Origin of the sequence: Pseudomonas sp. Irchel 3H9, from assembly GCF_900187495.1 — a bacterium.
Taxonomy (GTDB): Bacteria; Pseudomonadota; Gammaproteobacteria; order Pseudomonadales; family Pseudomonadaceae; genus Aquipseudomonas; species Aquipseudomonas sivasensis.
In genome coordinates this window covers 913800-936781 of record NZ_FYDK01000001.1, presented here as the reverse complement: position 1 = coordinate 936781, position 22982 = coordinate 913800, and the positions used below count along the sequence as shown (strand labels likewise).

General features: G+C 55.8%; 25 protein-coding genes and 3 pseudogenes. 25 read left to right on the top strand and 3 right to left on the bottom strand.

Going from position 1 to position 22982, the window contains the following annotated elements; all coding sequences use genetic code 11:
* Nucleotides 1-233 precede the first annotated feature (233 nt).
* The 7 genes and pseudogenes from CKW32_RS04515 (at nt 234) to CKW32_RS04480 (ending at nt 7726) form a co-directional block, all read left to right on the top strand.
* Nucleotides 234-683 (top strand): hypothetical protein, encoded by a 450-nt coding sequence (locus CKW32_RS04515; RefSeq protein ID WP_095184170.1) that lies wholly within the window; start codon nt 234-236, stop codon nt 681-683.
* Nucleotides 684-1598: 915 nt separating this feature from the next.
* The gene (locus CKW32_RS04505; RefSeq protein WP_095184169.1) at nt 1599-3290 is read left to right on the top strand and encodes an AAA family ATPase; all 1692 of its coding nucleotides are present in this window, start codon (nt 1599-1601) and stop codon (nt 3288-3290) included.
* Nucleotides 3291-3364: 74 nt separating this feature from the next.
* Nucleotides 3365-4279: a hypothetical protein gene (locus tag CKW32_RS04500; protein WP_143499319.1), complete on the top strand. Its 915-nt coding sequence runs from the start codon at nt 3365-3367 to the stop codon at nt 4277-4279.
* Nucleotides 4280-4545: 266 nt separating this feature from the next.
* A pseudogene (locus CKW32_RS04495) lies at nt 4546-4822 on the top strand (hypothetical protein).
* Between the two features lie 1373 nt (nt 4823-6195).
* The gene (locus tag CKW32_RS04490; protein WP_095184167.1) at nt 6196-6534 is read left to right on the top strand and encodes a hypothetical protein; all 339 of its coding nucleotides are present in this window, start codon (nt 6196-6198) and stop codon (nt 6532-6534) included.
* Nucleotides 6535-6559: 25 nt separating this feature from the next.
* Entirely contained in the window at nt 6560-7240 is a 681-nt protein-coding gene (locus CKW32_RS04485) for an SOS response-associated peptidase family protein (RefSeq protein ID WP_095184166.1), read from the top strand.
* 99 nt (nt 7241-7339) lie between these two features.
* A complete protein-coding gene (locus CKW32_RS04480; protein ID WP_095184165.1) occupies nt 7340-7726 on the top strand; it encodes a DUF2513 domain-containing protein in 387 nt (128 codons plus the stop codon).
* Between the two features lie 75 nt (nt 7727-7801).
* Here CKW32_RS04480 and CKW32_RS04475 read toward each other — a convergent pair whose 3' ends face one another.
* The 3 genes from CKW32_RS04475 to CKW32_RS04465 all read right to left on the bottom strand — a co-directional run bounded on the left by CKW32_RS04475 (nt 7802) and on the right by CKW32_RS04465 (nt 11560).
* Nucleotides 7802-8596 (bottom strand): DNA adenine methylase, encoded by a 795-nt coding sequence (locus CKW32_RS04475; RefSeq protein ID WP_095184164.1) that lies wholly within the window; start codon nt 8594-8596, stop codon nt 7802-7804.
* Between the two features lie 157 nt (nt 8597-8753).
* A complete protein-coding gene (locus tag CKW32_RS04470; RefSeq protein WP_095184163.1) occupies nt 8754-9803 on the bottom strand; it encodes a phage portal protein in 1050 nt (349 codons plus the stop codon).
* Nucleotides 9803-11560, bottom strand: a complete 1758-nt coding sequence (locus tag CKW32_RS04465; RefSeq protein WP_095184162.1) for a terminase ATPase subunit family protein — start codon at nt 11558-11560, stop codon at nt 9803-9805. Before CKW32_RS04465 ends, CKW32_RS04470 begins: the two co-directional genes overlap by 1 nt.
* Nucleotides 11561-11715: 155 nt before the next feature.
* Between CKW32_RS04465 and CKW32_RS04460 the strand changes: the two genes are divergently transcribed.
* From CKW32_RS04460 to CKW32_RS28425, 18 genes and pseudogenes are all read left to right on the top strand, one after another.
* A complete protein-coding gene (locus tag CKW32_RS04460) occupies nt 11716-12546 on the top strand; it encodes a GPO family capsid scaffolding protein (protein ID WP_095184161.1) in 831 nt (276 codons plus the stop codon).
* 40 nt (nt 12547-12586) lie between these two features.
* Nucleotides 12587-13609, top strand: coding sequence for a phage major capsid protein, P2 family (locus tag CKW32_RS04455; protein WP_095184160.1), 1023 nt, complete (start codon nt 12587-12589; stop codon nt 13607-13609).
* Nucleotides 13610-13613: 4 nt separating this feature from the next.
* Nucleotides 13614-14315: a terminase endonuclease subunit gene (locus tag CKW32_RS04450; protein ID WP_095184159.1), complete on the top strand. Its 702-nt coding sequence runs from the start codon at nt 13614-13616 to the stop codon at nt 14313-14315.
* A 116-nt stretch (nt 14316-14431) separates the two neighbouring features.
* Nucleotides 14432-14893: a head completion/stabilization protein gene (locus CKW32_RS04445; protein ID WP_095184158.1), complete on the top strand. Its 462-nt coding sequence runs from the start codon at nt 14432-14434 to the stop codon at nt 14891-14893.
* Entirely contained in the window at nt 14893-15105 is a 213-nt protein-coding gene (locus CKW32_RS04440) for a tail protein X (RefSeq protein ID WP_095184157.1), read from the top strand. Before CKW32_RS04445 ends, CKW32_RS04440 begins: the two co-directional genes overlap by 1 nt.
* Before the next feature lie 45 nt (nt 15106-15150).
* Nucleotides 15151-15474, top strand: a complete 324-nt coding sequence (locus tag CKW32_RS04435) for a phage holin, lambda family (protein WP_177434256.1) — start codon at nt 15151-15153, stop codon at nt 15472-15474.
* Complete coding sequence (locus CKW32_RS04430; protein ID WP_095184156.1) at nt 15471-16313, top strand: N-acetylmuramidase family protein; 843 nt, start codon at nt 15471-15473, stop codon at nt 16311-16313. The genes CKW32_RS04435 and CKW32_RS04430 overlap by 4 nt, the downstream gene beginning before the upstream one ends.
* Nucleotides 16310-16513: a hypothetical protein gene (locus CKW32_RS04425; protein WP_095184155.1), complete on the top strand. Its 204-nt coding sequence runs from the start codon at nt 16310-16312 to the stop codon at nt 16511-16513. Before CKW32_RS04430 ends, CKW32_RS04425 begins: the two co-directional genes overlap by 4 nt.
* Nucleotides 16510-16875, top strand: a pseudogene (gene lysB / locus CKW32_RS28430) (Rz-like lysis system protein LysB); the annotation flags it as partial. The gene CKW32_RS04425 and the pseudogene lysB, both read left to right, overlap by 4 nt.
* On the top strand, nt 16796-17053 hold the full coding sequence (lysC, locus tag CKW32_RS28390) for an Rz1-like lysis system protein LysC (RefSeq protein WP_218229550.1): 258 nt from the start codon (nt 16796-16798) through the stop codon (nt 17051-17053). The pseudogene lysB and the gene lysC, both read left to right, overlap by 80 nt.
* Entirely contained in the window at nt 17050-17532 is a 483-nt protein-coding gene (locus CKW32_RS04415; protein WP_095184153.1) for a phage tail protein, read from the top strand. The genes lysC and CKW32_RS04415 overlap by 4 nt, the downstream gene beginning before the upstream one ends.
* On the top strand, nt 17522-17980 hold the full coding sequence (locus CKW32_RS04410) for a phage virion morphogenesis protein (RefSeq protein WP_095184152.1): 459 nt from the start codon (nt 17522-17524) through the stop codon (nt 17978-17980). Before CKW32_RS04415 ends, CKW32_RS04410 begins: the two co-directional genes overlap by 11 nt.
* A 47-nt stretch (nt 17981-18027) precedes the next feature.
* Nucleotides 18028-18897 (top strand): hypothetical protein, encoded by an 870-nt coding sequence (locus tag CKW32_RS04405; RefSeq protein WP_095184151.1) that lies wholly within the window; start codon nt 18028-18030, stop codon nt 18895-18897.
* A 75-nt stretch (nt 18898-18972) separates the two neighbouring features.
* The gene (locus CKW32_RS04400) at nt 18973-19545 is read left to right on the top strand and encodes a phage baseplate assembly protein V (RefSeq protein WP_095184150.1); all 573 of its coding nucleotides are present in this window, start codon (nt 18973-18975) and stop codon (nt 19543-19545) included.
* Nucleotides 19542-19886 (top strand): GPW/gp25 family protein, encoded by a 345-nt coding sequence (locus CKW32_RS04395; protein WP_095184149.1) that lies wholly within the window; start codon nt 19542-19544, stop codon nt 19884-19886. The genes CKW32_RS04400 and CKW32_RS04395 overlap by 4 nt, the downstream gene beginning before the upstream one ends.
* Nucleotides 19883-20794, top strand: a complete 912-nt coding sequence (locus tag CKW32_RS04390) for a baseplate J/gp47 family protein (protein WP_095184148.1) — start codon at nt 19883-19885, stop codon at nt 20792-20794. The genes CKW32_RS04395 and CKW32_RS04390 overlap by 4 nt, the downstream gene beginning before the upstream one ends.
* Entirely contained in the window at nt 20794-21411 is a 618-nt protein-coding gene (locus tag CKW32_RS04385) for a phage tail protein I (protein ID WP_095184147.1), read from the top strand. Before CKW32_RS04390 ends, CKW32_RS04385 begins: the two co-directional genes overlap by 1 nt.
* Nucleotides 21408-22229: pseudogene (locus CKW32_RS28425) on the top strand (phage tail protein); the annotation flags it as partial. The gene CKW32_RS04385 and the pseudogene CKW32_RS28425, both read left to right, overlap by 4 nt.
* Nucleotides 22230-22982: the final 753 nt, after the last annotated feature.

Genomic DNA, 22982 nt, shown 5'->3' with positions numbered 1-22982 from the left:
GATTCATCTTTATCTCGTACCATTTATGTACCACTGCACCCCATTCGGCCCATACCTCCGACCTGACTAGCCGCCATAGGCATCAGGCAGATAGCGGCCAAAAGCGGACGTCGAGCATTCCCCAGACCGTGTGCAAATCGCTCCTTATAATGATCGACAACGCCTTAACGACTAAGTAACGTTGCCTCAGGGCGGGCAATGGATGAGCTCGGCGGCGTAGATGGAGGGTCAGCATGCAAGGCAAGCTAATTTATGAATTAACTGAGGAAGACTTCCGAGAGTACGGTGTCTGGTATTTCCCGATGGACGATGATGACTGGGAAATTGTTCGCCCCTGCCTGGAAGAGAGCGATACGACGGTGCTGGTAAGAACAGTTTTTCGCGGCGCTGATGGAGCCAGTTACGCTGGGTATGTGTACTGGAGTCTTACCGACGACATCGGTCATATCCAACCTAACCTGTTTTTACCCGATGGGTCCTCCATGACCTTTTGGGGAGGAGTTATCAAAGCTGTATGGGAGGACTGGATTCAGGGTGAAGCCGCACGCTTGGTTTTTCCGATCACGTTTGAATCCGAGCCTTTGCTTGGAATGGCACAGATGACGGGGCAAATCGACGGACTCTATTATCTTGATGATGACAAGCGCACGCAGTGCTTAACTCCGCCGCTTCAAATTAATTAGCGGACGTTTAGAGCCTATCCGCGAGCGAATTGGATGATTTAGCTAGCGCTATTGAACGATCCGTCCCTGTTTTCATTTTAACCGTGCCCAAAGCAGTCTAACTGCAGGAGCTTCTAGGTCCGCTAATGGCCGACCGCTGCCGGTCACGAGCGAAAAACATCAGCCTTTTCGGTGATAGATTGGACAAACTAAATCTACAGCCCTTTTATTAAGCGCTTCACTGCGAACCTTGAAAGCATGCGTACCAGTATGTGCCAACGCTGGTCTAACTCCCTCAGACCTCTCCCTGACTATTTCAGCCGCCCCCTTTCAGCAACAAACTATGCTGTATTCTTCTTCGCAGAGCTCGCAACCATGGCAAGCGAATACTCGTAATCATATGTTCCGGAACAGCCTTATCAAAATCAACTGGCTTTGGAAGCTGCTTTGTTGGATTTGACATCATGGGCTGAGCAGCAACCTGCTTTAGTAGTAGGAGGGAACGTAAGAGGTGCACTTAACGCTATTGGTGAGAATACTGAACATATCAAACAATGATTAATTCGTATTAAAAGAGCTGATTTACCTAGCAGACCAACTTATTAAAAACATAACTTTACTTAACAATATCCATTTCTAGAAGCGAAACCTCCAGCGTAATGCCGGTTGAACGCGTGACATCGTTGAACAATGCTCGACAAACGAACGTCTATGCGCGCCCAGCTAAACACTAGCAGAACAGATTGATTACGGGCCATATAGAAATAACAATTAAGAAAATTTTTATTCCCAACTATAGAGCGACGATTAAAATATAGATCAGCAACATAGACCGTCGTAATCGGACAACCATCATCCACGCCCCCGCTTAAAAATTTGCGTTAGACCGCAAAAAATGGTAAATAGTGAGATATTTTAAATAAAAAGGACTTTCATATGCTACTTAAATTTTCAGGGAAAAACTACAAAGCTTTTGATAACTTTGAAATGGAGCTTAAGCCTTTAACAATTTTATTAGGCCCAAATAGCAGCGGAAAAAGCGCATTAATAAATTCGTTATTGATGCTATCTCAATCCGCAGATTCACTTGCCATTTCTGAGTCTCCCCTACGCTTAAATGGGCATAAAACAGGAATGGGTGAAACGCTAAATATAGTCAAAGATAAAAACCCGAATAATAAATTAAGTTTCACTTTCACTTTCGACCCAAAAGATGCCCTCCGCAAACAAATAGGTGAAGCAAAAAGTTCCACCACTCAAAACCATGAGACGGTTGTGCGGTACATGGGGCACTTACTAGAGTTATCGCGAGCGAAGACCCCTGCGTATGCAAAGCTTAATAAAAAAATTGAGCAGCAGATGGAAGGTGCGCGTGATACAGCATCTAACATCCCTAAAGCCACAATGTTTTCAAACGACTATATAAAACTAATTAAACTATATCGCACATTGGTCGGCGACACAAAAAAACTAAGACAGATGCCGGAAGAGTTTATCTTTTTGACCGAACAAGCGTCCCTAATGAAAATACAAGATTGCTTTGTAGCCTTCCTGGCACTTCCAATCAGTAAAATTGCACCTTTAAAAGTCTCATACTCATTTCACTATAACAAACGTAAAGAAACGCTCTCCGTAAGCGAATACGTACAATACAACAAATTTGGAAATATCATCTTTAAGTTTGTTAAAGAAGGTAATAACATCACTATAACTTCGGATGTTATAGATCAAGCGGCACTTAACAGATCCCGCTCCGAGATAATAAAGCTATTTTCCTTGGACTCTTTACAGGTCACAAAACGAGCCGCTCCTGTGGCCTATGGATTCGGAGGATTCTCATCGTTCAAAGGAAGTACAAGTCCCTTTGCGGCTTTGATCACACAGTTTATTGACATAACGTCAAAACATCTTTTATCTAGCCTTGCTGGATTACAAGTCAACCATGTCAGCCCTTTACGCGCTTTCCCTCAACGCTATTACCTTCTTGACAAATCAATTCATCACACAAAGCTAAATGCGCTAGAGGGGACTGAACTCGCAGAGATATTAAAGAACAACCCTAAGATCAAAGATAATGTTAATATTCTTTTCGCAAGGTTTAACATTGGTATTGATGTTGAGAAAGTCAACGACATCATTTATAAAATTGTAGTTAATCAGAATAATGTCAACCTAGAGCTGACTGACGTTGGCTTTGGCATTTCACAGGTTTTGCCGATTTTGGTCCAAGCCTACCTATCCCCTAAAAACTCAATAACAATTATTGAACAACCGGAAATCCACCTGCACCCTAACATGCAGGCCTGGCTCGCTGACGCCCTAATATCCATTGCTTTAATTGAGCAAAAACGTTTTATTATTGAATCTCATAGCGATGCGATAATTAGGAGAATCCGGCTACGCATAGTTGATGAAAGCTCTGAACTTACTGAAGATCACGTAAAAATTTATTACTTACATAGGGACAGCATCGGCAACTGCACAAATCTTGACGATATAAAAATTAGCGATAATGGAGATGTAAGTTGGCCCAAAGATTTCATGGACGTAGAAATGCGTGACACCATTGAAATCCAGAAAATGAAATATAATAGACTGAACAAAGGCAGCGAAGGAGTGCTGCAATGATCAGGTCTCACTGTATCTGCCCCTCTTTCCTATCCAAAAATATCGGGAATGACGCAGTCTTTTATAATATCTTCATGAAAAGCATCTTAGGCTCCGAAGATCAAATCGTTCTCGATCAAGAGGAGCGCCTTGCTACAACTTACGTGAGCTTAATTGAACATGATGATCAAGCCATGCGTAACTACTGCACTTGGCAAAGGATGCTTGAGGCGCAACTACCGGGCAAAATAATAAGATCTAGTTCCACCGGAGCAAGTACTGCAACCCAAGCAGTCTATAAAACCATATCAAAAGCGGTAACGACATCCTGCAAAACAATTATAACCGAGGACAACAATAGTTATGCCGACTTTATTGACGAGATAAATCGTCAACGCATATACCTATTGAATTTACACAGCCTAAACGCCCTTCCTTTCAATGAAAAAAAGAGGACACCTATTTATCAGGAGCTTGAGGACGATCTTGAATGGGTACTCCATAGACTTGGACGCCGCGCAGAAAAAACCGACTCCGAAGACTACAACAACGACTACTTAAGGGACATGCTCTGCTCAAAAAGATATGAAGTTAAAGATCAGGGTCGTGAAGGAAAATCCTCTTCTGGTAAGGGAGCTGGCGAGCTAGACTTGGTCATAGAAGATCAAGGTAGCCTTTTTGCAATTCTAGAAGCATTGAAGTTGAGCTCTGTGGATACGATGAATATCAATTTGCATTACTTCAAACTTCTATCCAACTACAACCCACTCTTAGTGAAACGCACGTTCCTAATAACATATTACTGCGGCGCAAGTTTTGATTCTTGGTGGGGCAAGTATGTTGAGCATATAAAGAGCCTAGATTTATCTGAATTTATCAGCTCAGACTACGAAGCAATTTCAGGCATAGTTGAGGCTGACACTGAGTTTCCGGTGATAAAAAAGCTTCACCATCATTTTTGCGCGTTAGGTGAGCCGTCTATTTGCACACACTTTGCAATCCGATTGTAAATCCTACTAAATAATCTTTTAGAGAGGCCGAGCCATCGCAGGCCTCTCCCCGCCTATCGGTTTGTGTATGCAGATGTGGCGAAATCGCCATGAGCGATTGCGACTTTTTAAGCTCAACGAATAAAACTCCGCTCATGTTTAATGCCCCCCCACAACAGGGCCCGCTCCGGCGGGCTTTTTTGCGCCCGACGGAAACCAGACGCCGGCAGGCTGGTATACCTTTACCGCTGCGCTTGGTTTGAGCGTGCTTGCTAAGGAAGAGAGAAGTGTCGCTACCCATCACCGCGCGGCAGATGAATGCACTAAAGGCGCTTAAGCGGGAGGACCATGACTTGGGCGAACTGGCCATCGCCATCGCACAGGACTTGGATGCCGCGAAGGTCGAAAACCCGGAGCTGGCCGCGTTGATCCAAGACAAGACCTGCCGGCGCATGGTCGCCCGTGACCCCGGCAGTCAGGAAGCAATGATCCAGCGGTAAGTTGAATTGCCTGACGCCCACGCAGGTCAGCGACTTTACCGATCGAGTCAGGAGGCACGGTTAATCATGAATGAAGAAGGACTGCGCGACCTGGTATAGGGCGGCGTGGCACGCGATACGCTGGTCAGCCTACAGGAGGAGAAGTCGACGCTGGCTGTCCATCTAGGAAGCTCTGACAGTCGCTGGATGGCGGCACGCTCGCGCCGTGAGGCGCTTCACACTTGGACCAGCTAGAAGACCATAAGGTGCTTTGCCGATGGGATGGGTTGCGCTGATCTAGTGTAAAGCTTTGAGCGACGTGCGCTTTATGCTAACTACAGCATCCCCCCCTCTGCGCCACCTTCGTAACACCCACTTTCTGAGTTAACCCTGGTCTGGCCGACAAAAACCACAACCGCATGGTTCCGCCACGGTGCTTATCGCCAGTGCCTGTCGCCCCAACTCCAAAATCACTGTAAACGTCAACCTCTGACGGCGTGTGAGTGGCAGTGTGAGCGCGTCACGTAAAAGTCGTGAGCACTGCGCAATGCCGCACGCAGCTTCAAAAGCGGTCCGCCCCAGGCACATCTTGCGTTTTAATGTTGACCCACGGGGAAGAGGTTAGGAGGGTTAGTTTTTTGCTAAGAGCCTTGAATGCCATGTTTGTCATGGCTTTCCGAAGGGTTGGCAAGGTTAGCTTTTTGGTTAGGTCTGGTTATCTCCTAACCTTTATTAGCGTTACATATTCAATATATTAATTCTATTAAAAACAGTCACTTATAAATCCATAACCTTTAACCTAACCCAACCTAACCCTTCAAAGTTAGGTCTCAACCCCAACAAAAACGGGCCTTCCAAGTCACAACCCCCCCATCAAAAAAAAACTAACCTTTTTCCCGAGGCACCTACTGAATTCAGCTGTCTGTACGTTCTTATAATCGTTGCGAAAAACGTCCACCCTCGCAGGGTTCCGCAGGTTTCTGCTCTATCCAAAATGCCTAGCAAGCGCTCAGCCTGAGCCGCCGAGAGTGTTCCGCAGAAGCGCAGAAAAAACGACCTATTTAGCCCGCAGGCGAGGTGGGGGGACGACGGCGCGCGCCGAGTGCTGAAGCACGCCACTGCCCCACTTGTGGCACGTCAGTAGCCCAAATGTGGCACGCCAACTCCCCGGCCTGACAGCGGCGAGCCTGGGGCTATCCTGGCTGCGACTGCTCGGTAGGCCAAAACATGCTGAGAGCCCCGTGTTTATTGGTCCACATAGCCCCCTTCGCTTGCCGTGACAGCCAGCAAATGCTATGTTGAAGTGGGTTTTTTCACGCTGCTGAAGGGCAAACTTTCATCTATCCCAGCTGACTTTTCCGGCCCAATCTCCGCCTACCCATTACAACTCGTCGCCTCAAATCGCGTCATGACCAAACGTCATTTACTGTATACACATACAGTATTGGACTCGTACCCATGAACGATGATGAAGACACCCTCGGATGGCTTGGCCTCCCCACCCCACTGCAGATGTGCCGACAGCATTGCCGTTTACTGGAGAACGAGATTCAGGAACTGAACCTGCAATTACGCAAAGCGCGGGCAGATGTTTTCGGGATCAGCCAGATGCTGCTGGAAACCCAGGCTAAGAACAGCGAGTTCGCCGGTTATCTCCGAGAGCGCGGTGCCGAAGCTGCAGCAATGCGAAAGCAGATCTCAGACCTGACCACGTCGAACTACGTAAACAAGCGAGAAGCGGAAGAGTTGCGACGGATCGTCAGTGAAATGAGGCCTCGACCCACCACGATTGTCTAAGATCAAACCGAGAGAGGGCTTAGCCATGTGCGGAAGACTGTCGCAGTACCGAGGTATTCATGACTTTGTCGCGGCCTTGAGCATCCCCAATGCCCTGGTCAACTCTGTGGGAGACCAGCCCATCGAGCGCTACAACGTCGCACCAACGACCCAAGTTGCGCTTTTACACATGCAGGGAGACTTGCTACACGCCGATCCGGTGCCGTGGGGATGGCGACCGCACTGGGCGAAGGACCGCGCCGCGCCGATCAATGCTCGCGTCGAGAAGGTCGCCCAAGGCCCGTTCTTCCGAGCGATTTGGCCTCACCGAGCAATCACGCCCATCGACAGCTGGTTTGAGTGGGTGGATGAAGGCGGCCCGAAGAAACAACCCTATCTGATCCGCAGGCGGGACGGCGCGCCGGTCTTGTGCGCGGCCATCGGCCAACTGCCAGACGCCGATGAAGGCCCTGGCGAGCATGACGGCTTTGTGATCATCACCGCCGATAGCGCCGGCGGCATGGTGGACATCCACGACAGAAGACCCGTGGTACTTAAACCAGACCTTGCCCGTGAATGGCTGGACCCGGCAACGCCAAAAGAGCGCGCCGAACAGATGGTGTTGCACCAGGGCGAGCCGGCCGAAGCCTTTGAATGGTTCAAGGTCAGCACCGCCGTGGGCAACGTGAGAAATAAGGGCCCCGATTTAATCCAGCCAGCGCCTTAGAACCCCATTTCAACTGGCACCTAATGGATGATGCTATGGCGTTATAATATCAAGAGGCGCTCGGTATTGAGCGAAGCCTAGGATTTAAAGGAGCCACATATGCGAAGAGATATGGACCTGATGAGGCTTGTGGTGCTTGAGGTCGAAAAGGACCATCAGGGACCAAATACTCTGATTGAATACGAGGACTTTGACCACCATATGGTTATTGACGGATTCACCGCAGCCGAAGTCGAATACCACCTTAGACTAGCAATCCAAAGCAAGTTTTTTGAGATACCGGGGAATGCCGGAGGCTTGTATATTTTTTCGGGGCTGACACCCGCCGGGCACGATTTTGCGGACTCGGTAAGAGATGAGAAAATCTGGAAGATGACTAAAGAAGGAGCTTTGAAAGCAGGCGGTTTCACGTTCGAACTACTTGGTCAATTAGCGAAGGGGTTGGTCAAGCAGCAACTCGAAAAACATACAGGTGTCGCCCTGTGAAGAAGTAATAATCCGCTGACACCCGCAGCAGGTGGGTTACGCGGGTATGGACACATACCCGCTTCCCCTATTGATTCAGAACAACATCCCCAGCTCCTCTGGTACCCAATTCATTATCACTAGTTCTCCGCTGACCTCGGCCTTCCCTTGGCGTTGATTGGTAGTGCTGTACCGAATGTCCACGGTTTCAAAGTGAAACCCGTCGAACACACGCCGAATATCTGGATGGTCGTTAATACTCACCATCACCTTGCCTTTGCAGCGGCGCATGAAATCAGCCATCCGCTCGTAGTTTTCAAAGGGAAAGTCCACCCCATAGCCTGCGGTCTGCCAGTAAGGCGGATCCATGTAGTGGAAGGTATGCGGCCGGTCGTACCGTTCCGCGCATTCCAGCCAGCCCAGATTCTCCACGTAGGTGCCTGAGAGGCGCTGCCACGCGGCGGATAGGTTCTCCTCAATCCGTAGCAGGTTGATCGCCGGACCGGTGGTGGCTGTGCCAAATGTCTGCCCGCTGACCTTCCCCGCGAACGCATGGTGCTGCAGGTAGAAAAACCGCGCAGCCCGTTGAATATCAGTGAGTGTTTCCGGCCTGGTCATCTTCTGCCATTCGAACACCTGGCGGGAGCTTATCGCCCACTTGAACTGGCGCACGAACTCCTCCAGGTGGTTCTGCACCACGCGGTACAGCGTCACTAGGTCGCCGTTGATGTCATTGAGAACTTCAACCGGCGCGGCCTGGGGCCGCATGAAGTAAAGCGCGGCACCTCCGGCAAAAACCTCGACGTAGCATTCATGGGGTGGAAACAGCGGAATAAGACGATCTGCCAGGCGACGCTTGCCGCCCATCCACGGGATTATCGGTGTGCTCATAAGTGATCCTTGTTTAGACAATTGGATTCGCTTAGGCTTCGCCCCCCCTGCGCAGTGGGGCGAGGCCTTGGTTGGAGCACTCGGCGTGTTCGAGTGTTTCAGCGTCGAACCGGTGTTGACGCACCGGTTCGTCGCCTCGTTTGCTGCGCAGGGGGTTTTAAGCCCCCACGGGAATTTCATAGGGCTTGAAGCGCACGACCTCCTCCCCGAGCCAGTCATTCACCTGCGCCATACGCGCCTGAATCGGCTCCAGTTCATTGGCCGCATAGATCTGCGCCGCCTCCCTGATCGACCCAAACCCACCCGCGTTCTGCGGCACGATGCCCATCAGCTGCGGCGGAATGCGCAAGCTGGCCAACACGTCGTCGCGGGTCTGGTTTTTGATCGAGTTGAATTCATCCTTGGCCGTCACCTCGCTGACCGGAATGATCTGCAACCCGTCCTTTTTGCCGTTCGGCGAGTACACGAACAGGTTGCGGAAGTTTCCAGGCCCCTTGGAGTCTTTCAGCGCCTTGCGCAGTGAATCGACGTCCGCTTCGTTCTGGGCGGCGTCGGTCATGTAGAGGATGAAGCCGGCATGGCTGCCGTTCTCGTAATACTTACGGCGAAACAGCGTGGCCGACTCATTCAGCAATGCCGACTGCAAGGCGCTGATCCACTCGGGCAGGCCGTACACCTCCTGGTGCAGATCCGCCTCTCGCAGATGAAAGACAGTGCCCGGTTCAAACTCATGCTCCTCTTTCCATCCCTGGACCATGAATTGCCGCCCGTCATTACCCGAACGCATGTACTTCGCCAGCGGCGGTACCAGCTCGCGCACCGGGCCGAGCATTGAGCGCCGCCCTTCCAGATAGCCGTTACCCAGGCACAGGAAATCCAGGGCGAACTGTTCGAACGCTGCCCGCGACAGCAGCCGGTGTGGAATGAAGGTCTTGCTCAGTAAATTGCGCTTAAACATCAGCCCCGAATGCAGATGCACGCTAGACCCCACCGACCGCGCCAGACCATCCAGCGACAACGGCGGCTCATACCACCGCCCGTTAAACCAGCACTCCAGGTAATCGAACACCTCCCGGCCGCTAAGCACCGGTGATGGATCGCCAAAACTGAACGCCTCCATCTTGCTGTCACTGCGCGGAATGAATTCCTGCGTTGCCACGGCGGGTGTCTGGGACGAAGGCTTGGTATTTCTGCGGCGGTTCGACATCAAAAAATCTCCATCCGCCCGGTGTTGGCAGTGGTCTGCCCCTCCAGCGGTTCGTTGTGCAAAGCATGAAAGAGCGCCCACGCAAGGTCGGCGTGGCCGGTGTTGTCGTTGCGGCCGGCGGTGTAGGTGAATTGGCGACCGCCTGCGGTGATGGTCTTGCGGATCGCCATCAACGACTGCGCCATGTCGGTCCAGCCGGCGTCGAACTCAAGCCGGCCCCGGTGGATCACGTCGTAAGCCTTCAGCACCAGGCGGGTCTTGACCTCAGGTGAATAGCTGAACGTGGTGACATTGGGGAAGAATTGGCGCACCAACTGCGCCACGCCGCTGCCCAGACCGGTGACGTCAATGCCGATGTACGTCACCCAGTAGCGGTCGCAGACGGCTTTGATCACGCCGGCCTGGGCCGCGAAGTCCATGCCCCGGAACTGGTGACGCTCCAGCACCCGGAACTTGCCACCTGGCACCAGCGGCGGCGCGACCACCACCAGGCCCGAACAATCGCCGGTTTCCGCAGGGTCATACCCCACCCACACCTGGCGGTCGCCGAACGGCCGCATGGCAAACGGCTTGTAGTCCTCGGCCCACTCAACCCAGCTGTCGACCATGCACGGCTGCAACACCGTGAGCGGGAAGATGCTCGCGCCGTCGTCAACGAACTCGCACATCAGCAGGTTGGCGAACGCTTCCGGGCTGTACTCCCGCCGCAGTTCTTCAATGTCGAACAGGTCGCAACCGCCCTGCTCCGCGTCGAGGATGGTGACGATCTGCCGCCACAACCGGTCTTCGCAGAACCTGCCCTGCTGGAGCGCCCCGTGGGATACGTCGACTTTGGTGTGTTGCGCCGCCGGCTTGCCCTTGTTGAAGCGCTCGCCCGTCCAGAAGGTGTAGGCCTCATGGGCCATGGTCGACGGCGTCGAGAAGTAGGTTTTGCGCCACTTCTTGTGCATCGCCATACCCGACGCAACCTTGTTCAGCTCCTCAAACTTGAACGTCCAGAAGAATTCGTCGAAGTAGAAATTGCCGTGGTAGCCCTGAGCAGTGCGCGCGTTGGTACCCAGAAAAAATAGTTCGGCGCCGTTCGGCAGCACGATGGGATCGCCGGTCAGCTCGACGCCGATGACCTCGCGGGCAAACGCCTGGATGTACCCACGGAACAGGTAGGCCTGATTCTTCGACGCCGACAAAAAAATCTGATTGCGCCCAGTTTCCAGCGCATCAATAAACGCCTCTCGGGCGAAGTAGTAAGTGGCGCCGATCTGCCGGCTTTTGAGGATGACGCGAGTGCGCTGATTGCCCGCCCGGTGCCAGTCTTTCTGGTAGTCGAAACACCCATCGATAAACGCCTCACGCAGCAGCTCGATCTGGTCTTCGCTGATGTCGTTTTTCGGCGTCTTCTTCTTCGGCCCTTCGTTGCGCTTGGCGAGGTTGGGGTTGAGTTCGGTTTCGGTACCGCCACCCTGGAAGCGCTGGATGCGAGCCTGCCGCTCCAACTGCCGGTGCAGCAGGTCAATCTCTTTGAAGTCCCCGCCGCTCTTGCCTTCCTTGAGGATCAACTGCACCAGACGCGCTTCGAGTGCCCCACCTATGCGCTCGACGTTATCCGCCCGGTCCCACTCGTCGCGGGCCTTCCAGCTGTGTAGCGTTTTTTCCTTTTCGCCCGTAGCCTCGGCAATCTCGCAGATACGCCAACCCATCCAATACAGGAACTTGGATTGGCGTCGGGGATCGATTGGGAGCAGTTCAGTCGTAGTCATGGCCGCGATGCTGCCGCCCGCGCCCGCGAGTCAGTAGCGCCGCCCCTTGTAGTCCTGCCCTCTACAATCCCGTCCCGTTGCCGCAACTCGCGCGCGTCACGACCATGCCCCTCATTGCAACGCACTTAGCGCCCAACGCATTGAGGATTCCCGGCATGAAGAAATTCCGCAGTAATTGGTTCCGCGTCGCCGTCGAGGGCGCTACCTCTGACAAGCGCACCATCAAACGCAGCTGGCTGGAACAGGCCGCGAAGAACTTCAACCCGTCGACCTACGGCGCCCGCATTTGGCTGGAGCACTTCCGTAGCGTGATGCCGGACAGCCCGTTCAAAGCCTACGGTGACGTGCTCGCGGTCAAGACCGACGAAGTGGAAATCAACGGCCAGAAGAAGCTGGCACTGTTTGCCCAGGTCGAACCCACCCCCGAGCTGATCGCCATGAACAAGGCGAAACAGAAGGTCTACACCTCGATCGAGATCGACGACAGCTTTGCCGACACTGGCGAGGCCTACATCGTCGGCCTGGCAGTGACCGACTCACCCGCCAGCCTGGGCACCGACGTGTTGGCATTTTCGGCGCAAAAACCTGAGTCCAGCCCGTTCAAGGATCGCCACTACTCCTCCACTTCGATGTTCACCGAGGCAGTGGAAACCGAGCTGCAGTTCGAAGAAATCGAAGACAAGCCTGGTCTCGGCGCACAGCTCTTCAGCAAGGTGCAGGCACTGCTCGGCGGCAAGCAGGCGAAGGACGATGCCGAGTTAGCGCAGATCGGCCAGGCCGTCGAAGCGATCGCCGATCACGTCAAGGATCTGCCTGATCAGCTCGCCGCCGAGAAGAAATTCTCTGGCGAGCTGAACACCAAGGTCGAGCAACTCAGCAAAGACCTGATCGAGCTTAAAACCGTCCTCGGTGACACCCAAGACCACTCCCAAACCCAGCGCCCACCGGTAACCGGCGGCGGCAAGCAAGCCTTGGCTGAGTTCTGACCTGCGGCCTTCACCGCCCAGCCCACTATCGGAGACACCCATGCGTAACGACACTCGAAAACTCTTTACCGCGTACCTCGGCCAGGTCGCACTGCTCAACCGCGTTGAATCGGCTACCGCCACCTTCAGCGTCGACCCGACTATCCAGCAGAAACTGGAGACCAAAATCCAGGAGTCGAGCGAGTTCCTGACCAAGATCAACATCATCGGAGTCGACGAACAGGAAGGCGAAAAGGTGGGTCTGGGCGTCGGTAGCACCGTTGCCAGCCGCACCAACACCACCCTCAAAAAGCGTGAACCACGCGCCATCGGCACCCTGTCCAGCGACAAGTACCGGGCTGAACAAACCGACTTCGACACCTACGTCAATTACAAGCAGCTCGACGCCTGGGCCAAGTTCCCGGACTTCCAGACCCGCCTGTCCAGTGCGATCGCCCAGCGCCAGGCGCTCGACCGCATCCAGATTGGTTTCTACGGCACCACTGCCGCCGAGCAAACCGACCGCACGGCGCACCCGCTGCTGGAAGACGTCAACATTGGGTGGCTCCAGCAATACCGCACCCATGCACCTGACCGCGTGCTAAAGGAAGGCGCCGTCGCCGGCAAGATCACTATCGGTAAAGCCGGCGACTTCAAGAACATCGACGCCCTGGTCTACGACGCCATCCAATTGCTGGACCCCTGGTTCCGTCGCAACCCTGGCCTGGTGGTGCTGACCGGCCGTGAGCTGGTGCACGACAAATTCCTGGCCCTGGTCAACAAGGACCAGGACGCGACCAACACCCTGGCGAGTGACCTGATCATCTCGCAACGCCGCGTGGGTGGCTTGCCGCTGTACGAAGTGCCGTACATCCCCGAAGGCACGATCCTCATCACCACGCTCGCCAACCTGTCGGTGTACTGGCAGATCGGTGCCCGCCGCCGCTACCTCAAAGAAGAGCCAGAGTGGAACCGCGTCAGCAACTTCGAATCGTCGAACGAAGCTTATGTGGTCGAGGAATATGGCCTGGGCTGCCTGCTGGAAAACATCACGCCGGTTGAAGACGCAGGCAGCGAGGGTTAACCCTATGGCACTCAGCATCGCCCAAGCCCACCAACGCCGCGCACGCGCGGCAATGGAGGCAGCGAAAACGGCACCACGGCAATCCATGGCCGGTGCAACAGCTTACGAGCATCAGCTGAATCAGCTGCTGCAAGACCGGCTACGCCTGAAAGCCATCCAGTCCAACGAAGGCAAAGCTGCGCTCAAGCTGCAACTGCTGCCCGAATACATCCCCTACGTCGAGGGAGTGCTTGGCGCCGGCAACGGCGCTCAGGACGACGTCATGACTACCGTCATGGTCTGGCGAGTTGACGTCGAGGACTACAGCGGTGCCCTGGACATTGCGGACTACGTGCTCAAGCACAAGCTGATCATGCCGGACCGTTTCGAACGCACCACCGGTTGCCTGGTGGCGGAAGAAATCGCCACGGCCGCGCTGAAAGCGCAAAAGGCCAATGGCAGTTTCGACCTGGACATCTTGCACCGCACCGTCGAACTGACCGACGCCGAAGACATGCCCGACCAGGCCCGCGCCAAGCTGTACCTGGCAACCGGCCGCGCGACATTGGATGGCATCACCGCCGAGGAGCCAGGCCAGCCCGGACAGATTCAGGCCGGTATCGACCTGCTCAAGCGGGCGATCGAGCTGCACGACGGTTGCGGTGGCAAGAAGGATTTGGACGGCGCCGAGCGCCTCCTGAAAAAACACGCTGCACCTTCTGCTTAGAAGCATGCAGCTAACCAAGCGTCCCCACGCACCCCGCCGGCTCGGGGCGGATCGGCCAGGCCGCTCCTCCTGAACGTGAAGCCCCGACCACCGGCGATCTATTTTCGAGTGCAGTCATGAGCGCATTTGTAGCCAGCGGCACAGTCACCAGTGGCCATATCAACACCGACCCGTTCTGGCCGTCGATTGATCTGGACGGCCTGCGCGCCACACTGCGCATAGACGCGAGCGTCACGCCGGCCCGTTTGGAGACCGCCGTTATCGCAGCCGCGATCAATCTCAACAACGAACTGAGCGAATGGCGAACCGCCCAACAGGCCGCCGGCTACACCACTCTGGTTGATGTGCCGGGGGATCACATAAAAGACCTTTCGGTAAAGGTTCACCTGTACCGCCGTGCAATTGAGGCCGGCACCGGAGCCGAAGTCTGCGAGCGGTACCGTGACTACAGCGCCACCAACACCGGCAGCGACAAAGCTGATGCGCTCACCCCGAACATCGACGATTACCGCCGCGACCTGCGCTGGGCTGTGCGCGACTTCCTCGGTCGTACCCGCACCACCGTGGAGCTGATCTGATGCACGTCGCCATCCGCACCAATCAAAACGAAACCGCCGACGCCCTCTGCTGGCGGTTCTACGGCCGTACGGCGGGCGTCACCGAAGCCGTACTTGAGGCCAACCCCGGTCTGGCCGATCACGGCCCGGTCCTGCCGCAAGGCCTTGTCGTCAACATGCCCGAAGCCCAAACCAGCGCGCCCCAGCGGCAGATGGTGCAGCTATGGGACTGACACTGCGGCACCAAGCCCTTGAACCCACCAACCCTGGACAACGGAATGAAGCGCATGCCTGATCGTCCCGACACCTGGGCCTGGCTCGCCGCCTGGCTCGAACAGAACTGGCCGACTCTTTACGCCGGAGTCCTCGCCTTGATCATCGCCGCCCTACGGATCATGTACGGCGGCGGCACACTGCGCCGCATGCTGGTCGAGGCCCCGCTGTGCGGCACCCTGGCCCTAGCCGCTAGCCACGGGCTGGCGCTGCTCGGCATCCCGACATCCACTGCGCCGTTCTTCGGCGGGGTTATCGGACTGCTGGGCGTAGAAGGTACCCGCGCGGCGGGCAAGAGGTTTTTCAACCGTAAGGTAGAGCAGCTATGACCACTCTCCGCCACGGCGACCGCTCGCAAGCGGTGCTGATGCTGCAAAAGAACCTCATCAAACACGGTGCCACGCTGGTGCCGGACGGACACTATGGCGATGCCACTGAATCCGCCGTGCGTGCATACCAGGTGAAAGCCGGCTTGGTCGCCGATGGCGTAGCGGGTACCAAGACGCAAACCAGCCTTGCCGGCGGCGACTGCGCCCAGCTGCTGCGCAACAATGACCTCGTGGCCGCTGCCGAACGTCTCGACATACCGTTGGCGAGCATCTACGCGGTCAATGAGGTGGAGTCCAAGGGCAAAGGCTTTCTCGACAACGGCAAGCCGGTGATTCTGTTCGAACGGCACATCATGTACCGCCAACTCGCCATGGTTCGCCATCCAGGCGATGACCCGGCCGAACTCAAGCGACACGCTGATCAGCTCGCCACCGCCAACCCTGCCCTGGTCAATCCGAAGCCCGGTGGATACATCGGCGGCACCTCCGAACACCAGCGCATGGCCATGGCCCGCCTGATCGATGACACCGCAGCCCTGGAGTCGGCGTCCTGGGGTGCCTTCCAGATCATGGGGTTCCACTGGAAGCGCCTCGGCTATGCCAGCGTGCAGGACTTTGTGGCTGCAATGAGTGCCGGCGAATCGCAGCAGTTCGACGCGTTCACCCGCTTCATTGAAACCGACCCGGTGCTGCACAAAGCGCTCAAGGCCCGCAAATGGGCCGAGTTCGCCAGGTTCTACAACGGGCCTGACTATCTGCGGAATCTTTACGACACCAAGCTCCAGCGCGCCTATGAGCGGCACGCCGGCTGCGAGTGCGGGCAAGCGGTGGCGGCATGATTGACTTCGAAGCGCTGCAAAAGCTGCGGGTGCAGGACGGCGATCTGCTCGTAGTGCCAGAGTCAACCGAACAGGGCGACATGGAACTGTTGGCCGAATCCATCCAGATCATGAATGGCGCACGCGCCGTCATCGTGCGTGGCCCTATCAAGCTGCTCGACACTGCGGCCATGAACAAACTCGGTTGGTACCGCGCATGACCGCCCTGCGCCAGGCCCTGTACAGCATCGCGCTGCTCGGCGCCCTGGTGCTGCTGATATGGGGCCAGGAAGCACGCATCAACGTCGCCAAAGGCAAAACCGACCTGGCAAATGCTACGGCCAAGACCGCCCGCGATGATGCCGACCGCAACCTGAATACCGCCAACACCCTCACCGACACCCTGAAACAGGAACGCGACGCGCAGAGCAGCCTGCGTGCCCAGCAGGATCAGTTGCGCCAAAGCCTGGCAAAACGCGAGCGAACCATAGAGGAGCTGAAACGTGAAAACGAAGAACTACGCAACTGGGCTGGCCAGCCTTTGCCTGACGCTGCTCGCCGGCTGCGCGAGCGCCCCGCCCTCACCGGCACCGCCGCTTATCGTGACTGGCTGTCCGGCCGTAGTTCCGTGCCATCTGCCGGCGACCGGCCCCCTCAACAACGGTGACCTCCTGACAGACGCAGACCGCGCCGAAGCCGCCTGGGCTGACTGCGCGAATCAGGTCGACATGGTCTACAAACACCAGCAGGCCAATCCATGAACAAGCCCGAAAGCCTGCGCGCTCACCTGCTAGCCACCGTCGCCGACTTCAAGCACGACCCAGATCGCCTGTTGATCTTCATCGACAATGGCAAGGTCCGTTGCACAGCCGCACATACCCTGTCGTTTGAATACAGCTTTGACCTGCAGATCATCCTCACCGAGTTCGCCGGCCACCCTGACAGCGTGATGCTGCCAATTCTGGGCTGGCTCAGTGTCAACCAGTCCGAGCTGCTGGAAAACCTCGACAAGGTCAAATACGGCATTCAGTTCGAAGCCGATATCCTCGACAAGGATAAGGTAGACCTCAGTATTACCCTGGCACTTACAGAGCGCGTAGTCGTTGGCAAGGATGACCAAGGGCTCACCACCGTGAGGCACACGAACGAACCGCAGTACGTGGCGAGCTACCTCGATCCGAACTGGACGCCAGGGGCACAAGGCAACACCAGTGAATGGATGGTGCCTGATGGCAAGTGACCTGGAAGCGCTTGAGACCTGGGCGGCTGTCCTGCTCGATCGACTGGAGCCGGTGGAGCGCAGCAAGCTCGCCCGGAGCATTGGGCAGGAGCTGCGTCGCAGTCAGCAGAAACGCGTGATGGCTCAAGAGAACCCGGACGGGACCAAGTTTGCACCGCGAAAGCAGCGAAACCTGCGCGGAAAGCAGGGCCGTATTAGTCGAAAACTGACGATGTTCAAGAAGCTACGCACGGCGTCGTACCTAAAAGCACGGGGCGATGGCAATACAGTAACGGTAGGCTTCACGGGACGAATCGCTCGTATTGCTAAGGTCCATCAGTACGGTCTGAAAGATCGTGCCGAGCGCGGTGCTCCAGATGTGCGTTATGAGAAGCGTGAGCTACTTGGCTTTACTGGCGGGGAACTTGATTTGATTCGCGACGCGTTGTTAGAGCATTTGGCGACGTAAATTCTGCTAGCTTTGCCAAAGCTGTCAGATAAACCATGGAGCCGAGCATGAACAAGCTAAGCGAACAGCAAAAGGAAGAGTTAATTAGGCTAATGGGCGAAATGCTAGAGCCTCATATACCGGCGCTATCTGACGCATTCCAGCGGTTTGGTAAATGGTTAGACGATGTAAGCAAAAAACACTCTGCACTTATATACCAAGCACTCACAACTGATTGGCAAAAAATCGGTGAACGATTAGAGCAAATGCCAGCTCGATCGAGAAAGGCTATGGATATCGCTTTAAATCAAGGCTGGTTTTTTATTTGGCAACATCGCATGCAGACGATATTAGCGTTAATTGACGAAATTGAGGCTGCTGGAGAACATCAACGCAAAATAGACACAGTTCTAACAGAGCACTACTTAGAGAATCTAGAATATTACTCAGAACAGCTGTACGAAGCTTTCCCTAAACGGAGGTTTGTACTGGAAGCTGCTATCTCGGCTCACAAAAATTTGGGAGCTAACGGGTACTGCTTAAGTATTCCAGTTTTTTTGGCACAGGCTGATGGGATTTTTTCCGAGGTGTGCGAGACCAGTATGGCGTTAGGTAATCCTCGAAAAAAAGGCTCTGAGGGCGTTAAAGGACTTGAGTGGATTAAAAATAAAATTGGTGATGATGTAGAGGCAAGTAACTTATTAAGTCCATTATTTGAACTACACCGATCAAACCTTCTTAAAAGCGAATGGATGCGCAATATCGAATCAGAACAAACAGGAGTGGCGTTTAACTCTTTCAATCGACACCAAATCATTCACGGCGAAGTATCTGACTACGGAACTGAAATGAATAGCCTGAAGGCATTCTCATTTTTAGCTTTCGTAGGCCTGCACCTACCAAGCATTTTGGCATCCGCCCGATTTGGGGCGGACTAACACACAGGTTGTGGCCTGCCTGTTTACAAATCATTAAAGCTGCACTACCACGCGCGTGGCGCCACCATCGGCGCCATGAACGACCTCGCCGCCCTCTCCCGCATGCTCGAAAACCTCATCCGCTTCGGCGTAATCGCCGCCGTGCAGATGGAGCCCCCGCGCGTGAAGGTAAAAACCGGAACCCTCACCACCGCCTGGCTGCCTTGGCTTGCCCTGCGCGCCGGTGCTGATCAGGAGTGGGATCCGCCCACCGTCGACGAACAGGTGATCCTGTTCAGTCCCTCCGGCCAACTTGCCAATGGCGTTGTCATCACTGGCTTGCCCAGCGACCACATCCCTGCCAACGGCAACCGCGCCGGCCTGCACCGTCGCACCTACGTCGACGGAGCGGTGATCGAGTACGACAGCGTCGCCCATCACCTAAACGCCACCCTGCCCGACAGCGGCACCACCAGCCTGGTCAGCAAGGGTGGGATCAACATCATCGGCCCGATCAATCACCAGGGCGACTACAACCAAACCGGCAACCAGAACGTGGTAGGCCTGGTGACCGTCTCCGAAGACGTGGTCGCAGCCAACATCAGCCTGGTCAAGCACCCGCACGGTGGGGTGCTGGTGGGCAGCGCGAAGACGGGGAAACCAGAATGAACCGAGAGACCGGCGCAGCCATGAGCGAACTGGACCACATTGGCCAGAGCATCGCGGACATTCTTACCACCCGCATCGGAACCCGAATAATGCGCCGCGAATACGGCAGCCTGCTGCCCGATCTGGTAGACCATCCTTTCAACGACGCCACGCGCCTGCGCGTTTATGCAGGCACTGTCATGGCGCTGATGCGTTGGGAGCCCCGTATCAGCCTCAGCCGTGTGCAGTTCCTCGGCGCGAACCTGCAAGGGCAGTCGGTGCTGGAGCTGGAAGGTTCGGTCATCGACAGCAACGAGCCGTTGAGCTTGAGCGTGCCTCTGCAAATGGGTGGAAGCGTATGAATTCTTTTGCCGCTATCGACCTCAGCCAGCTCCCCGCGCCGCAGATCGTCGAGCAGATCGACTTCGAATTGATCCTGGCCGAGCGCAAGGCCTACATGACCAGCCTGTGGCCAATCGAGGAACAAGCGCAGATTGCCGCCCGCCTCGAACTGGAATCGGAGCCCCTGGCCAAGCTGCTGCAAGAGAACGCTTACCGCGAGACCATCTGGCGTCAGCGGGTGAATGAGGCGTCCATGGCGAACCTGCTGGCCTTAGCCAAAGGCCCCGACCTGGACCAACTGGCGGGTAACTTCAACGTCCAGCGCCTGGTGGTTCAGGAAGCCAAGCCGATGGCTGTCCCGCCGATAGCGCGGCTGATGGAAAGCGACGAAAGCTTGCGGGAGCGAGCGCAAATGTCCTGGGAGGGGCTGAGCACCGCCGGCCCGCGCAAGAGCTATATCTTCCATGCCCGAGGGGCAGACGGCCGTGTTGCCGATGCGACAGCTGAGAGCCCATCACCCGCCGTGGCAGTGGTCACCGTGCAGGCCCTGCTCGGCGACGGTACTGCCTCGGCCGACTTGCTCGCCGCAGTCAAAAAACACTTGAGTGACGACGACCGCAGGCCCGTGGCCGACCGCCTGACTGTTCAGGGCGCGCAGATCCTGCGCTATCAGGTCAAAGCCAAGCTGTACCTGCTGACCAGCGGCCCCGAGTCGGAGCCGATTCTGGCTGCGGCTGAGCAAAGCCTGCAGGCTTACGTCAATCAACGTCGGCGCCTAGCGATGGAAGTGTCGGAGTCGGCCCTGCATGCGGCGCTGTTCGTCGAAGGGGTACGCAAGGTCGAGCTGGAAAACTGGGTCGATATCGTCGCCACCAAAGCACAGGCGCCGTACTGCACCGGCGTCACCATTACACGGGGCGCCGAGTAATGGGCGCGCAGCAGCTGGTGCCGAGAAACTCCACGCCGCTTGAGATCCAGGCTGCACAGGCGCTTGCGGAAATTCAACGCGTTCCGATCCCATTACGGGATCTGTGCAACCCGAACACCTGCCCAGCGGTGGTGCTGCCCTACCTGGCCTGGGCCTTCTCCGTCGATCGCTGGGACAGCAATTGGACCGAAGCCACCAAGCGCGCGGCCATCCGTTCATCTCGCTACATCCACGCGCACAAAGGCACCATCGGCGCCCTGCGCCGCGTGGTTGAGCCGCTGGGTTACCTGATCGAGGTGATGGAGTGGTGGCAGACCGTGCCGGAAGGCGTTCCCGGCACCTTTGCCTTGAAGGTCGGCGTCCTGGACACCGGTATCACCGAAGAAATGTACCAAGAGCTGACCTGGCTGATCGATGACGCCAAGCCACTCACCCGCCCACTAACGGGCCTGGCGATCAGCCTGGAAAGCACCGGCACCGTTTTTATTGGGGCCTGCGTGTACGAAGGCGACGAACTCAGCGTTTACCCACCGACACAGCGCGACATTGACGTAAGCGGTGTGACCCGCATCGGTGGCCGCGAACATCATATCGACACGATGGACATCTACTCATGACCGATCAAAACAGCCAGTTCTTCGCGATTCTCACCGACATCGGCAGAGCCAAGCAGGCCAACGCGACTGCCCTCGGCACTACGTGGACCTTTGCCCAGATGGCCGTGGGTGATGCCAACGGCACAGAGCCCATTCCCAACAGCTCGCAAACCAAGCTGATCAACGAACGCCGCCGGGCACCGTTGAACCAAGTGAAGGTCGACCCAGCGAATGCCAACGTGATCATCGCTGAGCAGATCATTCCCGAGAGCGTTGGCGGCTGGTGGGTTCGCGAGCTTGGCCTGTACGACGCTGCCGGTGACATGGTCGCGGTAGCGAACTGTGCTCCGACATTTAAACCGCTGCTGGCACAAGGATCAGGCCGGACGCAGGTGATTCGAATCAACCTGATCGTCAGCAACACGGCGAACATTGAGTTGAAGATCGATCCGAGCGTGGTACTGGCAACACGCGAGTATGTCGACCTGGCGGTCACCGAGGTTATGTCGCGGCTCGACTTCAAGCACTCGGTGTTGGTGGCCACCACGGCGAACATCGTGCTGATCGGGATTCAAACCGTCGACGGTGTGTTACTTGCGGCAGACTCACGCGTTCTGGTGAAAGACCAGGCGCAGGCGAAAGACAACGGTATCTATGTCGTGCCGGCAGCCGGCGCCTGGAAGCGCGCCCAGGATGCTGACGCGAGTGTCGAGGTGACGCCGGGGCTGTTCGTCACCGTCGAGAAAGGTACTGCAAACGGCGACAGCGTTTGGCAGCTCGTGACGGATGCGCCGATTGTGCTGGGTACCACCGCGCTGACCTTTGAAGTGGTTGCAGGGCGCACGGGCATTGTCGCTGGCACCTACCGCAGCTTGACCGTGGATAAGCTCGGTCGCGTTATTGCTGGAACGAACCCCACTACTCTCGCTGGGGCTGGCATTACTGATGCTATTTCGTCCACGCCACAGGGTGTTCTTACTGGGGCAATTGCTGATGTTGCAAAGCATGATATCGGGATTTATTCCGGCCCTACGACCGACAAGCCCACAACTGGCGGTCTTTACGTGCGGTGGAAATATCCCGGCGCAAATCCATTGGCGTTCGATCTTTATGCTCACATGGCAAGCGGCGCGGACACTTTCGGATTCAGGCGAGTAGGTGCGGACGGACTTTATATTTGGCGTGAGGTTTATCACTCCGGCAACTTTGACCCGTCTTCAAAAGCCGATAAGTCGCAGCTTGGAACTGCTGCTGCTCTGACGTCTACAGTTTCAACAACAGACTCGACTCCGGGGCGTGCTCTTCGGGTTGGCGATTTTGGTTGGGGCGCGCCAACCGCTGTAACTGCGACTGACGCTAACCTCATAGAGGCGTCGGGTATCTACTCCATCGGCTCTGGCACCTTGAACGTTCCTGCTGGTGCCGGATCTGGCTCAATGCTCTTTCACATGAACTATACGGTTAACACCGGAAATCGGACGGCGACTCAAGAGGTAGTTTCGAGGTCTGCTCCAGCACGGAAATTCTGGCGTGCGCGTGTTGTTGATGTTTGGGGGGCTTGGGTTGAGGCGGCAGCGAGCGGCGTAAACAGC